The sequence below is a fragment of the Mycolicibacterium llatzerense genome, from assembly GCF_025331195.1.
GTDB classification, from domain to species: Bacteria; Actinomycetota; Actinomycetes; order Mycobacteriales; family Mycobacteriaceae; genus Mycobacterium; species Mycobacterium llatzerense.
Map to the genome: position 1 here is coordinate 2,640,755 of NZ_LXOV01000001.1, position 13,422 is coordinate 2,654,176.

General features: G+C 67.0%; 11 protein-coding genes. 9 read left to right on the plus strand and 2 right to left on the minus strand.

Annotated elements, in window-relative coordinates:
* Nucleotides 1-17 precede the first annotated feature (17 nt).
* The gene (locus A7G45_RS13045; protein WP_260937545.1) at nt 18-1,418 is read left to right on the plus strand and encodes an APC family permease; all 1,401 of its coding nucleotides are present in this window, start codon (nt 18-20) and stop codon (nt 1,416-1,418) included.
* Here the strand turns inward: A7G45_RS13045 and mycP are convergent.
* Together mycP and eccD are read right to left on the minus strand one after the other, a co-directional pair.
* A complete protein-coding gene (mycP, locus tag A7G45_RS13050) occupies nt 1,415-2,719 on the minus strand; it encodes a type VII secretion-associated serine protease mycosin (protein ID WP_260937546.1) in 1,305 nt (434 codons plus the stop codon). The genes A7G45_RS13045 and mycP overlap by 4 nt on opposite strands.
* Nucleotides 2,716-3,987 carry a type VII secretion integral membrane protein EccD gene (gene eccD, locus A7G45_RS13055; protein ID WP_260937549.1) on the minus strand — a complete coding sequence of 424 codons (1,272 nt, stop codon included), beginning with the start codon at nt 3,985-3,987 and terminating at the stop codon, nt 2,716-2,718. Before eccD ends, mycP begins: the two co-directional genes overlap by 4 nt.
* Before the next feature lie 111 nt (nt 3,988-4,098).
* On the opposite strand from eccD, the gene eccCb reads away from it, so the two are divergent.
* The 8 genes from eccCb (at nt 4,099) to adh (ending at nt 13,321) form a co-directional block, all read left to right on the plus strand.
* Nucleotides 4,099-7,638, plus strand: coding sequence for a type VII secretion protein EccCb (eccCb, locus tag A7G45_RS13060; RefSeq protein WP_260937552.1), 3,540 nt, complete (start codon nt 4,099-4,101; stop codon nt 7,636-7,638).
* The gene (locus A7G45_RS13065) at nt 7,635-8,774 is read left to right on the plus strand and encodes a type VII secretion-associated protein (RefSeq protein ID WP_260937554.1); all 1,140 of its coding nucleotides are present in this window, start codon (nt 7,635-7,637) and stop codon (nt 8,772-8,774) included. The genes eccCb and A7G45_RS13065 overlap by 4 nt, the downstream gene beginning before the upstream one ends.
* A gap of 74 nt (nt 8,775-8,848) precedes the next feature.
* Complete coding sequence (locus tag A7G45_RS13070) at nt 8,849-9,172, plus strand: WXG100 family type VII secretion target (RefSeq protein ID WP_260937555.1); 324 nt, start codon at nt 8,849-8,851, stop codon at nt 9,170-9,172.
* 13 nt (nt 9,173-9,185) lie between these two features.
* On the plus strand, nt 9,186-9,482 hold the full coding sequence (locus A7G45_RS13075; protein WP_043401937.1) for a WXG100 family type VII secretion target: 297 nt from the start codon (nt 9,186-9,188) through the stop codon (nt 9,480-9,482).
* A gap of 110 nt (nt 9,483-9,592) precedes the next feature.
* A complete protein-coding gene (locus A7G45_RS13080; RefSeq protein ID WP_260937558.1) occupies nt 9,593-10,045 on the plus strand; it encodes a hypothetical protein in 453 nt (150 codons plus the stop codon).
* Nucleotides 10,023-10,292, plus strand: coding sequence for a hypothetical protein (locus A7G45_RS13085; RefSeq protein WP_131630776.1), 270 nt, complete (start codon nt 10,023-10,025; stop codon nt 10,290-10,292). The genes A7G45_RS13080 and A7G45_RS13085 overlap by 23 nt, the downstream gene beginning before the upstream one ends.
* A 98-nt stretch (nt 10,293-10,390) precedes the next feature.
* The gene (locus A7G45_RS13090; protein ID WP_043401943.1) at nt 10,391-11,683 is read left to right on the plus strand and encodes a GAF domain-containing protein; all 1,293 of its coding nucleotides are present in this window, start codon (nt 10,391-10,393) and stop codon (nt 11,681-11,683) included.
* Nucleotides 11,684-11,797: 114 nt separating this feature from the next.
* Entirely contained in the window at nt 11,798-13,321 is a 1,524-nt protein-coding gene (adh, locus tag A7G45_RS13095) for an aldehyde dehydrogenase (protein ID WP_260937561.1), read from the plus strand.
* Nucleotides 13,322-13,422 lie beyond the last annotated feature (101 nt).

The following is a 13,422-nucleotide window of genomic DNA, read 5'->3' on the forward strand; positions in this document are numbered from 1 at the left end:
GACTTGCGGCCGCCAGCATGAGCGGTGTCGAGCTTGTCGCACAGTCGACCGCCGGCATCGCACCAAGCGCGGTAATGGTTTCTGGCGCAACCCTTGTGGCTGCCAGTGCGAGCGCAGGAACCTTGTATTCCTACGCCATCTCCTTGTGTGTGCTGCTCTTGGTGGGCTGGTGCGTATCCCGGGCCGCGAGGTTGCGGCCGGGCGAAGACCTGCTCTCACATATCACTGCCGCGTTCGGTAGAGCGGTCGGGTTCGTCGGGTCGACCGGTCTCGCCTTCGGGTACCTGCTCATCTCCGTCGGCTGCGTCGCCCAATTCTCGCAGTACGCCAAACCCCTTCTCGGAGTAGCTCCACCGGCGAGCGCCGGAGTGCCCGCTACTTCGATTTCGGTCACAGTGGTCTTGGAAATCGTGTGTGTGCTTTGCGCGGCTTGGATGATGATCCGCGGCGTCCGGATCTCGGCATGGACCGGTGTGGTGCTCGAGGTGCTCTCTATCGGAGCAATTCTGGTGGTGCTCACCATGGTTTTGCTTCGGCACGGGTTCAGTCTCGCGCCGCTGATGCCCACCGGAATTACGATGCAACAGGTGGTCAGCGGCATGGTACTGGCAACCCTGGGTTTCGTCGGGTTCGAGTCTGCCGCTTGTTTGTCCGTCGAGGCGAAAGACCCACAACGGACAATCCCGCGGGCAGTCACGGGCAGTGCGCTACTGGCCGGTGCGCTCTACCTGTATGGGTCTTACGCGCAGATCGTCGGATTCGGTGGTGCCGACAATCTGGCTGCCGACGCAACGCCTTTGAACACATTGGCCGACGGCCTTGGCGTGCACTGGCTTGGTCTGGCCATCGATCTGGGTGCGGTGGCCTCCAACTTCGCCTGTGTGGCTGGCTCACTGACAGCGGCCAGTCGGGTACTGCGATCGATGGGTGAGTCGCAGTTGGTGCACAGCAAGCTCGCCGCGACGCATCCCATCCGTAAGACCCCGCATATTGCGATCATCTTGCTCAGTGTGGCCGCACTGATCGCGGCACTCGGCTTGGGAGTAAGCGGAATCAACGAGCTCGATGTGTATTCCTACACCGGAACCATGGGAACCTTCGGCTACATGATTGCCTACATGCTGATGGGTTTGGGTATCCCGATTCTGGTGCGGCGCTTGGCGCCACAGACCAGCGTTGGCGTCGCCGCCATCATTGGGCTGACCGTCACGGCCTGCCTTGCGTACGTCTTTTACCGCAACGTGTATCCGATCCCGGACTGGCCAGCAGACGTGATCCCGTGGATTTTCCTGGCGGTGCTGCTCGCCGCGGCCGCGTGGTATGCCGCAGGCCCGGCCCGCATCGCCCGCAGGCAGACCCGCGAATCGTCGTTGGCCGCGGAGCCGGCGCCCGAGCCCGCGATGCGTTCGACCAGCTAGCGCCGTGGCCGCCGGCGCCCGGTCACGGCGACGGCGGCCACCGCGATGCAGATGGCGGTGCCGAGAAAGGCAATTCGGCGCGACGGCCGATGGTCGGGACCGGACGCAGGTGGTGCCTGTGCGGCGGCGACCCGCGCGGGGGCAGGTGCCGGCGTACCGCCGCTGACCGCGGCCAACGGGTCGACCACACCGCGTCCGACCTGTGCGTTCCAGCCGTCGGTGGGATGGCGCGCCGTGTCCTTGATGCGGGCCATCACCTGCCGGGCAGACAGTTGCGGTTGTCGCGAACGCACCAGGGCCACAACACCACTGACGACGGGTGCGGCGTAGCTGGTTCCGGACAGCGGGCGGGAGTCTGGCCGGCTGTCGACGAGACCGTCGCCCTGCGCGCTCAGCGACACCACCGATTCGCCCGGCGCGGCGACGTCGACCCAGGGTCCGGCCAGGCTGAATTGTGATGGCGCACCGGTCGTGCTGACCGAGCCGACGGTCAGCACGTAGTCGTCGTACCACGCGGGGCTGACCACGGTGTGCACGGTGTCCCAGTCCGGCGTGCCCGGACGTTTGGGGTCGGACGGTGGATTCTGTTGTGCGCATTCACCACTGGCGTTACCGGCTGCGGCGACCACCACGACATTGCGGACATCGACGGCGTAGGCCAGTGCGGCACCCAGCGACCGGTCGTCGAGCGGGTCTGCGGCGGGCATGCAGGCCACGGACGAAATGTTGATGACGGTGGCGCCCGCGTCGGCTGCCGAGCGGACGGCGCGGGCGAGTGTCTCGACATCGCCGACGCCGGATACCTCATGATCGTCGGAAAGTCGGAACTTGTTGCTGGACTGGCGAATCGCCATGATGGTCGCATCGGGCGCCACGCCGCTGAAGGTGCCAGGTTCGGTGGCCGTGGCGCCGATCAGGCCGGCGATTGCGGTGCCGTGGCCGTCGCAGTCCTCAGTACCGTCCCCTGAGGAGACGTAATCACCGCCCGCGACCAGATGAGGCAGCAATCGGTGCCGAGCCACACCCGTATCGATCACCGCTACCGTCTGTCCGCTGCCGCGGGAAAGCGGCCACACCGCAGCAAGATTGAGCATGTCGAGCTGCCCTGCGGGGCGTGCGTCGACCGACTTCGCCGTCGAGCACCGGTCCGACTGTTCGGTTCTACCGGGCGGCGCTGGTGCCGTGGGCGCGGGCAGTTGACCGTGATCAACCGGCTTCGGGGCAATGGCATATGCGCACGGAGCCGCGGATGTCATCGCGACCGTCAACGCGACGGCGATCACCTGATCGCGGTGTCTCATCCGCCGCGTACCAATCTGAAAACGTCTGCGGCCCAGAGTGCCGACGGAGCCATCGCGACCAGCATCGCGTATTCGAGATACACCAGGCGCCGGCCCGTCGTGGCGCTCACCGGCCCGATCCGCTGGATACCCAGAACCACCGCGATGACGCCGCCACCGAGCCAGGCCAACCAGGCGGGATACACCATCACGGTGACGACCAAAGCCCCAGTGGTGCAGATCATTCCCGCGATCAGGACACTCCACCGGCGTGCCGGAAGCTGGTAGGACGGCGCTCGCAATGCAATCGCTGCGGCCGCCACCCAGCTGAACACCAACGTCGCGGTGCTGGGCCGGTGCACGGCGGCCACCGTCACCGCGATCGCGCCGATCGCCGCGGCCGCAGCCGCACCGATCACCAACGCCGTGAGCACCAGATGCGCACGTGCGACCTGCTCAGCATCGCTGTCGGCCACCGTCGCCGAACGCGGCGTGAGTCCGGCGACGGTGACGCCGCACCGCGGTGCGGCCGACAGCACAACAAAAGCCACCGCGGTCATGGCCACGCTGGTACTGGTCATCGGTAGCGACCAGACGCTCGCCGCCGCCGTCGCCACGATCATCGGCGCCGAAAACGAAGCGGCCGCAATAGATACGCGATGTGCGCCGATTCGCAGCAGGACGAGGGCCACCGCGAATGCCGCCGCGGAACCGAGGAGGACATTCGGAGCCGCCGGTCCGTCCGGAACGGCCGAGAACCCGGCCGCGAAAGCGAGTATCACGGCAGCGACCGGCCACTGCCCACGGCCGGACCGCCACGCCACCGTCAGCGCGGCCAGCGCGCCACCACAGCTGACCACGGATGCTGTGGGTTGATCACCGTGCATGGCGGACCAGATCAAGATCACGGCGGCGACGCTCACTGCCCACACCCCGAGTACGGGCCCGACCAGATGAGCGGTCGGACCAGCAGGGGCGTGGTCGGCGGCCATCTTCGCCGTGTGAGTCCGCAGCACGCCGAGTTCCGGGGTCGTGCTGCGCAGCAGTTGCAGCACGTCGCCGTCGTGAACGCCGTTTTGTCTCAACGACAATGAGCCGTCGATCGGGTCGCCGGCAGCCCGGTCCAGGCACCAGCTCACGCCATCGGGCGACTCCTGCGGATGAGCCAGCGCCACGATGTCAGGTAGTAGCGAGTCCACCGCGGCACCCGCCGGCAAGACCAGATCGGTCGTCTCGCTGGTGCGTTCGCCGTGGAATCGCACCGAAAGCCGACAAAGAGACTCGGACATCGCACCCCCCCCGGATCGACATGCCCGATCTCACGGTAACCGCCCATCGAACCCCTGCCCGACACGAAAATCGATGGAACCGAACAGCGTCCGCGTACGTCTGATAGTTCGATGGAATTCACCAGAGTCGCGCGATCTCCCGCAGCCGAACCGGCGGAGGGAGACGTCGAGGTCCGCACGCCACCGCAGGTGCCGCGGCTGTCGCCGGGCAACGTCGTCACCCGCCTCGCACCCGTGCTGATGCTGTTGGCAACGGCCGGGATGATGGTGTTCTACTTCCGGTCGGGGTCGGTGGCGGGACGGAACCCGATGTTCCTGCTCTTCCCGGCCATGATGGTGCTGTCGATGATCGGTAGCACCGTTCTCGGGTCGCGCGGTGCGCGCCGGGCCGGTGAGATCGATGCCGATCGTCGTGAGTACCTGGTGTATCTGGACGCGATCGGTGAATGCGCGGGCCGCACTGCCGCCGAACAGCATCGTTGGCTGCATCACAACCATCCACCGCCTGGCGCGCTGTGGACCGTGGCCGGCACCAAACGGATGTGGCAACGCGGTTGGAACGACGACGATTTCACGGAGATCCGCGTAGGCATCGGCGAGCGTCCGCCCCGCACCACGCTGGTCCCGACACAACCCGTCGATGACGGAGTCGCCGACCCGTTGACCGCCTCGGCATTCGATCGGCTGCTGCGCACCGCCGCCACGGTCCCCGATGTCCCCGTGACCGTCGCCGTGAACCGGTATCGGTGTATCGACATCGGCGGCGGCGATGCCCCGGGACGGGTACGCGCCATGGCCTGTCAACTGGCGTTGTGGCACGGACCTGATCAGGTGAAGATCGCCGCGGTCACCCGATCGGGCGAGTGGGACTGGCTGAAATGGCTACCGCACCATTACCGTTCGGGCGTCATCGGTGGGGTGCCGCTGCGCTTCCCGGAACTTGGCGCAGTGTCTGCCATCGCTGGTTGCCACCTGGTGGTGCTGGTGGATGCCGCCCTGGCCGTGCGGTTCGAGGACACGGCGGCGGTGACGCTGCTGGTGGTCGGTGGCTTGGGCTCAGCGTCGATGCTCCCGCCCTGCTCGACCGCCGACACGCTGACGGCAGCACAAGCGGAGACCTGTGCACGCAGACTGGCGCGCTACAAACTGGCCGGCAGTGCGGACATTATGCGGCGGCCACATGATTGGGCGCCCGCGTGGTCGCGCCGGCCGGCCCGGCAACGTCTGCGCGTGCCGATCGGCACCGACGACACCGGGACGGCGGTCGAACTCGACCTCAAAGAGCCGGCCGAGCACGGCATGGGTCCACACGGCTTGTGTATCGGCGCAACGGGTTCCGGGAAATCCGAACTGTTGCGGACGCTGACGTTGGGGCTGATCAGCACGCACTCGCCCGACGAGCTGAACCTGATCCTCGTCGACTTCAAAGGCGGCGCAACATTTCTCGGTTTTGAAAAGGTGAACCACGTCGCGGCGGTCATCACCAATCTGGCGCAAGAGGCACATCTGGTCGCCCGGATGCACGACGCCCTCGCCGGCGAGCTGACCCGGCGCCAAGGGCTGATGCGGGCGGCCGGGAACCTGTCCGGCATCGGCGACTACCGCCGGGCCCGCGCGGCGGGTGCCGACCTGGCACCGCTGCCTGCGTTGTTCATCGTGGTCGACGAGTTCTCCGAATTGCTCAGCCAGCATCCGGATTTCGCGGAGTTGTTCGTCGCCATCGGACGACTCGGCCGATCACTGGGCATTCATCTGCTGCTGGCCAGCCAGCGACTGGACGAAGGCCGCCTGCGTGGATTGGATACCCACCTCTCGTACCGGGTCTGCCTCAAGACCTTCTCGGCGGCCGAGTCCCGTGCGGTCGTCGGGGTCACCGACGCGCATGAGTTGCCCGCTACACCGGGTGCCGGCTTGCTGCGGACAGCGGACGGAAAGCTGTTGCGATTTCAGTCGGCGTTCGTCTCCGGGCCGGCCCCATCGAGCGAGAACGACGATCCGGTGCCCGGACTGTTCACCGTCGCAGTCCCGGCGGTGACGCCGGAGCCGTCGGCCGGCCCGACCCTGATGGACATGACCTTGGACCGGTTGACCGGGCTCGGCGCGAAAGCCCATCAGGTCTGGCTGCCACCGCTGGCGGGTTCGCCCGCATTGTCCGAGCTACTGGCGGCCGGCGCGGACCAACCGTTGCGTGTCCCTATCGGTCTGGTGGACAACCCATTTCAGCAGCGCCGCGAGCCGCTGATGGTCGACCTCAGTGGCTCCGGTGGACATGTGGCGATCGTCGGCGGCCCGCGCTCAGGAAAATCGACTGCGCTGCAGGCAGTGGTGCTCGGCCTGTCCGCAGCAACACCACGGCTCAGCGTCTACGGCCTGGATCTGGGTGACGGTGCGCTGACGGCGTTGCGGCGGCATCCTCAGGTCGGCGCCGTCGCCGGCCGGAACGAGCCAGAATTACTGCGGCGCATCGCGTCTCAACTGTTCACCCTGTGCCGCGGTCGCCAGGACTTTCGGCAGCAGCACGGACCTGGGGTGCCTTTTCCGGATGACTACGGTGAGGTCGTGTTGGCGGTGGACGGCTGGGCAGTGCTGCGCCGCGACTTCGATGCGCTCGAGGACACCATCACCGCAGTGGTGGCGCAGGGGCTGTCGGTCGGCGTCCACGTGGTGCTCACGGCCAGTCGGTGGGCTGAGCTGCGCCCCATGCTGAAAGACCACATCGGCACCCGGATCGAGTTGCGGCTCGGTAACCCGACGGAGTCCGAAATGGACCGTCGTCGTGCCCAGCTGCTCAGCACGTGCCCACCCGGTCGCGGCCTCACCAGAGACGGGAAGGAGTTCGTGGTCGCGCTGCCGCAGCTCGACCGGATGGCGACCGATCCCTCGGGTCCCGCGCCGGTCATCGAACTGCTTCCACAGCATGTCGACTACGCGGAGCTGGTGGCCGCCGCGGAAGCGCCGCCGCGGTACGTCGTCGGAGTGGCCGAGGAGGAACTGCAACCGTTCGCAGTCGATTTGGACGACGATCCGTATCTGATCCTGTTGGGCGACACAGGTTGCGGCAAGACATCCGCGCTGCGGACGCTGTGCCACGCGATCATCGGACAGACGGATCCGGATCGGGCCCAGCTGCTGATCGTGGACTTCCGGCGATCGCTGCTGGGCGTGGTGGAGCCGCCGCATCTGTTCGGCTATGCGATGTCGGCTGTCACGGCGGCCGCAGAACTGGCGGCCGCGCTGTCACTGCTCACCGCTCGGCTGCCGGGACCCGGCATCACTCAGCAGCAACTGCGGGACCGATCCTGGTGGTCCGGTCCCGAAATCCACGTCGTAGTCGACGACTACGACCTGGTCGCGAGTGCGGCGGGAAATCCGTTGAGCCCCTTGCTCGACCTGCTGCCGCACGCATCGGACATCGGACTCCACGTGGTGGTCGCACGCCGCTCCGGCGGGGCCGCGCGCGCCATGTTCGACCCGCTCCTGTCGCGCATGCGTGACCTGGGCGCCACCGGCATCATCATGAGCACCAGTCCCGAGGAAGGGCCGCTGCTGGGCACCGCGCGCCCGATGACGCTCCCGCCCGGCCGGGCCGTCGTGACGCGTCGTGGGCGGCCCGATCAGCTGGTCCAAATCGGTTGGACCGATCCGCCATGACGGCCGTGGTGGTGGGGCCGGCGACCATCATCGGACCGGGGGATATCGACGCCGAACTTGTTACGTCCGCATTGGAGTGCATCGACGAGCAATTGGGTCTCCTGGATGCGGCAGTCCTTCCCGCCGAACGCATCTGGCACGAGGCGATGACCGCGGCGATCGGTGCCGCACCAGCCGTCACGGTGGTGTGCCCGACCTGGTGGTCGGCGTCGAGGGTCGACCGGATACGCACCGCTGCCCACGCCGGCGGCTCGCGCGTCGTCATCCAGCACCGGACCGAGGCGCTCCGTGCGGCCACCGGCGAATCCGATTGCGCGGTGGTCGAACTGGGGGAGGACCTCGTGACGATCTCCCGGCCAGGAACCGCCTCGTCCGTCGTGCGACGCACCGACGGCGCCACCGCAGAGGCCGTCATTGCCCGAACTGCGTGGGGCACACCTGTGGTGATCGACGCGCCGATCGGCGTCCCCGGTGCCGCGGCCCTGGCCGCTGAAATACGGGCGCTGCTGCAGGATCAAGGCGTCACCGCTCAGATATTGAGTTGCGACGACTTGCTCGACCATCGCGATCCGGACCGCACTCCCGCTGCAGCCGGATCGCGCTCTGTGCGGGGTCGCATCGCAATTGTCGCCACGGCCACCATCGCGGTCGTCTGTGCCGTGGGACTGGGGCTGTCGAGCCGGGACACCCCGGCGGCAGTCGTCACCGCCGTAGATCCGGACCTCACGTGGCTCGTGGAAGGCCGTATCGCGGTACAGGTCCCGGCACGCTGGCCGGTCGAGCGGACGCTGACGGGCACGGGATCGGCTCGGCTGCAGATCATTTCGCCCGATGATCGCGGCCAGATCATTCACCTCACTCAATCGGTGGTGGCGCCGGACCAGACGCTGGACGTGGCCGCACGGTCGTTGCGAGCGGCGGCGACGAAGCTGCCGGGCGGCGTCATCCTCGACTTCGAGGACGTCGGTGTCAGTGCCGGACGCGCGGCCGTGCGGTACCGCGAGGTGCGGGGCAGGCGGGTCGTCGAGTGGACTGTGGTGCTCGATGGCCCGGTGCGCATCGCCGTGGGATGCCAGGGCGCGTCGGTCCGCGCAGCCTGTGACACCGCCATCCGCTCTGCACGCCGAACCGATTGAAAAAACTTGGGCGGCAATGGAACCGAATGTTCCCTGGAAACGTCTAAACAATCAAACCCAATGGAGAGGAAATCATGACAGCTCCGCAAAGTGGCACCCTGACTACGGATTTCGATCTGATGACGGGTATCGCAGGCAAGGTCGAGGTGCGCAACGAGGAGATTCGGGCCATGCTCGGCAACTTCATCGGCCAGATGACGGCCATCCCGCCGACGGTGTGGGGCGGTGTCGCGGCGACCCGATTCCAGGACGTGGTGAATCGGTGGAACGGTGAGTCGATGAAACTGCATGCGTCGCTTCAACGTATCGCCGAGACCATCCGATCGAATGCCGCGGTGCTGAGCCAGGCGTCCGACACGCACGCCCAGCGCATCGGCGCTACCGGCCACACGATCTGACGGGACAAGACAAATGCAATCGGCGCTGTCCTACCACTTCGGCGAGATCGAATTCACCGTCCGCCAACAAATCCATGCCACGTCGGCACGGATGAACACGTCGCTGGAAGAACTTCGGCAATTGGTCGCGCCACTGCAACAGACGTGGACCCGCGAAGCCGCCGAGGCCTTCCAGGCCGAGCAGGCCCGCTGGAACCAGTCGGCGGCCGCCCTCAACGAGATTCTGCACAGCCTCGGCAACGCCGTCCGGGACGGCGCCGACGACATCGCGGCCACCGACCGGCGCGCGGCCGGCGACTGGGTTTTCTAGCCCACCAGAAGCCCTGTGTGGTCCTGCCCCTGGAATGGAGAGCCGGGGGCGGGGCCACACAGTCATTTCGCCTGGCCGGCCGGCAGAGCGAGATAGACCGGGAGACGAGAGTGGGCAGCGCCGAGCGGAAAGCGCCGCCGCAACGAGTGCGAGGGATGCTCGGCCCCGATACTTCCGATGAGTTTCCAAAGTTCTATGGCTGGACACCGCCGGTTCTGCGAAGCCAGATCGACGATTTCGACAACGCAGACGCTGCAGCGGTGCTGTACGGAGATGGCAGCGGTCACGGCGGGCACGCGGACGTCGCAGATTCGCCGCCGAACAAGTCGAAGTTTCCGAAAGGCTGGCGTGAGCCTGAAACGATCGACTGGGTGCGATCAGTTGTCGACGTCCCCCTTGACGGATACGACGACGGCGACGGTTTCAGCCTTTTCGGTCGCTACCTGAACGTAAGCGGAGTCCTTCGGGTGCGGCCGGTATTGGCGACGCGCAGCTGGTATTTGGCGACTGGACATCCAATGACGCAGATAGACTGGGATCGTGAACGCGGCCGAGCTCGGTAGGTCGATCTTTGATCGACGGCGCCCAGCGCTGTCGGAGCGTCAGGTGGCTGTTCGGTTGACGAGCATCGACTATCACGACTGGCGGTTACTGGCATTGGACGGGTTGACCGAGGCGTTGCAGAACGATGGGCTTACGGAGGCGGAAATTGCTGCGGCATCAGCCCTCGTCGGCTCGGGATACTTCGGTCGTAGCACGGCCGGCCTGAAGGACCTGCTGAGCACAGCGACGATAGTCAGCGCTGCCTGACTCACGTCCCAGGGGCAAGATCGTGTCGTAGAACACCCAGGTCGACTACCCTGGCGGCCACGCAGGTGTGTATCCGACCTGCGAGGAGTGTGAGTGTCGTGGGAACCAGCCGCACCAAGGGGTCGCCGGCCGGCTCAGTGCTGCGCGCGGTACACCAGAGGTTCGTCACCGGTGAGATCGACGCCCAGCACCTGGATCCCGCAGCGGTCCGGCCCGTCATCGCCGACAGCTGGCGCCGGAGCCTGGCCACGGGCGTCGACCCGGACCGCGGCGGTGCGCAGTTCACGCCCGTCGTGCCGAAGACCCTGGATCAGATCCGCGCCGACCAGCCCATCTCCGCCGCATTGCCGGTGATCCGCAAGCTGCTGGTCGAGGACGCCAAGGACAGTGGCGTCATGGTCGCGGTCGCCGCGGCCGACGGCACCCTGCTCTGGGTGGAAGGTGACCCGACGGCGCTGAGCAAGGGCGAGGCCATGAACTTCGTCCCCGGCGCCAACTGGAGCGAGAGCAGTGCCGGCACCAACGCCCCGGGCACCGCGCTGGCCCTGGACCGGGAACTGCAGATCCACGGCTCTGAGCACTTCGCCCGGCTGGTGCAGCCGTGGACCTGCACGGCGGTGCCGGTGCACGACCCGACGACGGGCGAACTCATCGGCTGCGTCGACCTGACCGGGGACAGCCAGATCGCCTCCGCGCAGACCCTGGGACTGGTGCGCGCCACGGTGATGGCCATCGAGAACCACCTGGCACTGCAACGGCTGCTCCAGCCGGCCGCGAACCCGGTGACCGCGGCGCGCCTGACGGTGCTGGGCGGCGACCGTCCGCGCTGGATCGCCACCGGCGATGACGGACAACCCCACCAGCACACCCTCAGTGGCCGGCACGCCGACATCCTGGTCCTGCTGAGCCGCCATCCCGAGGGCCTGAGCGCCGACCATCTCGCAATGTTGTTGGACGACAACGATCTTGACTCGGTCACCATCCGCGTCGAGATGTCCCGGCTGCGCCGCGTGATCGGCGCGCAGTACGTGGCGTCGCGGCCCTACCGGCTGCTCACGCCTATCGAGAGCGACGTCGCCGAGGTCTTCGCCGCGCTGCACCGCGGCGACGTCGACGCGGCCCTGTCGCACTATTCGGGTGCGCTGCTGCCGCAGTCGGTGTCGCCGGCGATCGCCCGGTTGCGCACCGAGTTGGGGGAGAGCCTGCGCACCGCGGTGCTGTCGGCGTCCGCGGCCGGACATGTCGGCCTGTTGCGCCGCTGGCTGGCCCTGCCCGACGGGCGCGACGACCGGCACGGCTGGCAACTGCTGCGCAACCACCCGTCGGCCGACCCGGTCGTGCGGGCGCAGGCCGTCGGACATCTGGCGGGACTGGACGCCGACCTCGGCTGACGCGGTCCCGGTTCAATCGCGTTGAACGATGCAACTGTGTTGCAACCCACTTCTGCGTACCGTAAGTGACCAGCAGCACATCTGTGTTTGTCACCCATTGCGAGGAGTGAACCCATGACTGTTTACGCGCGTCCCGGTGCCGAGGGTTCGGTGATGACCTACCCGGCCCGCTACGAGAACTTCATCGGCGGCGAGTGGGTGGCACCCGCTGCCGGACGCTACTTCGAGAACCGTACCCCGGTGACGGGCCAGGTGTTCTGTGAGATCGCCCGCTCGGACGAATCCGACATCGAGAAGGCGCTGGACGCCGCGCACGCCGCCGCGCCCGCCTGGGGCAAGACCGCGCCGGCCGCCCGCGCCCGGGTGCTCAACCTGATCGCCGACCGCATGGAGCAGAACCTCGAGGCCATCGCCGTCGCCGAGTCCTGGGACAACGGCAAGCCGGTGCGCGAGACCCTCAACGCCGATATCCCGTTGGCCGTGGACCACTTCCGCTACTTCGCGGGCGTGCTGCGGGCCCAGGAAGGCTCGCTCTCCGAGATCGACGACGACACCGTCGCCTACCACTTCCACGAGCCACTCGGCGTCGTCGGCCAGATCATCCCCTGGAACTTCCCGATCCTGATGGCCGTCTGGAAGCTGGCCCCCGCGCTCGCCGCCGGCAACGCCATCGTGCTCAAGCCCGCCGAGCAGACCCCGGCCTCGATCATGTTCCTGTTCTCGCTCATCGGCGACCTGCTGCCGCCGGGTGTTGTCAACGTGGTCAACGGTTTTGGTGTCGAGGCGGGCAAGCCGCTGGCGTCGAGCAACCGCATCGCCAAGATCGCCTTCACCGGTGAGACCACCACCGGCCGGCTGATCATGCAGTACGCCAGCCAGAACCTGATCCCGGTCACCCTGGAGCTGGGCGGCAAGAGCCCGAACATCTTCTTCAGCGACATCATGGCCGCCAACGACGATTTCCAGGACAAGGCCCTGGAAGGCTTCACTATGTTCGCGCTGAACCAGGGCGAGGTCTGCACCTGCCCGTCGCGCAGCCTCATCCAGGCCGACATCTTCGACGAGTTCCTGGCGCTTGCCGCGATCCGCACCAAGGCCGTCCGCCAGGGCGACCCGCTGGACACCGAGACCATGATCGGCGCGCAGGCCTCCAACGACCAGCTCGAGAAGATCCTGTCGTACATCGAGATCGGCAAATCCGAAGGCGCCCAGCTGATCACCGGTGGTGAGCGGGCCGAGCTCGGCGGCGACCTCAGCGGTGGTTACTACGTGACGCCGACGGTCTTCTCCGGTCACAACGGCATGCGCATCTTCCAGGAGGAGATCTTCGGACCGGTGCTGTCGGTGACGTCGTTCAAGGACTACGACGACGCCATCTCGATCGCCAACAACACCCTGTACGGCCTGGGCGCCGGCGTCTGGTCGCGCAACGGCAACGTCGCCTACCGGGCCGGCCGGGACATCAAGGCCGGTCGCGTGTGGACCAACTCCTACCACATGTACCCCGCGCACGCCGCGTTCGGCGGCTACAAGCAGTCCGGCATCGGCCGGGAGAACCACAAGATGATGCTGGACCACTACCAGCAGACGAAGAACCTGCTCGTCTCGTACTCGACGAAGGCTCAAGGTTTCTTCTGATCCCCGATCCGCGAGCGCCCGCGTAACCCCCGAATACGCGGGCGCTCGCTTCGGGCTCGGTCGACGCATCTCAAATGCGTACGGCGACAAAATGATTCCGG

What these genes read in the sequence shown, in the direction of transcription:
- A7G45_RS13045 (WP_260937545.1), top strand. Translation starts at nt 18, where the DNA reads ATGAGCGGTGTCGAGCTTGTCGCACAGTCGACCGCCGGCATCGCACCA.
- mycP (WP_260937546.1), bottom strand. Translation starts at nt 2,719, where the DNA reads ATGAGACACCGCGATCAGGTGATCGCCGTCGCGTTGACGGTCGCGATG.
- eccD (WP_260937549.1), bottom strand. Translation starts at nt 3,987, where the DNA reads ATGTCCGAGTCTCTTTGTCGGCTTTCGGTGCGATTCCACGGCGAACGC.
- eccCb (WP_260937552.1), top strand. Translation starts at nt 4,099, where the DNA reads ATGGAATTCACCAGAGTCGCGCGATCTCCCGCAGCCGAACCGGCGGAG.
- A7G45_RS13065 (WP_260937554.1), top strand. Translation starts at nt 7,635, where the DNA reads ATGACGGCCGTGGTGGTGGGGCCGGCGACCATCATCGGACCGGGGGAT.
- A7G45_RS13070 (WP_260937555.1), top strand. Translation starts at nt 8,849, where the DNA reads ATGACAGCTCCGCAAAGTGGCACCCTGACTACGGATTTCGATCTGATG.
- A7G45_RS13075 (WP_043401937.1), top strand. Translation starts at nt 9,186, where the DNA reads ATGCAATCGGCGCTGTCCTACCACTTCGGCGAGATCGAATTCACCGTC.
- adh (WP_260937561.1), top strand. Translation starts at nt 11,798, where the DNA reads ATGACTGTTTACGCGCGTCCCGGTGCCGAGGGTTCGGTGATGACCTAC.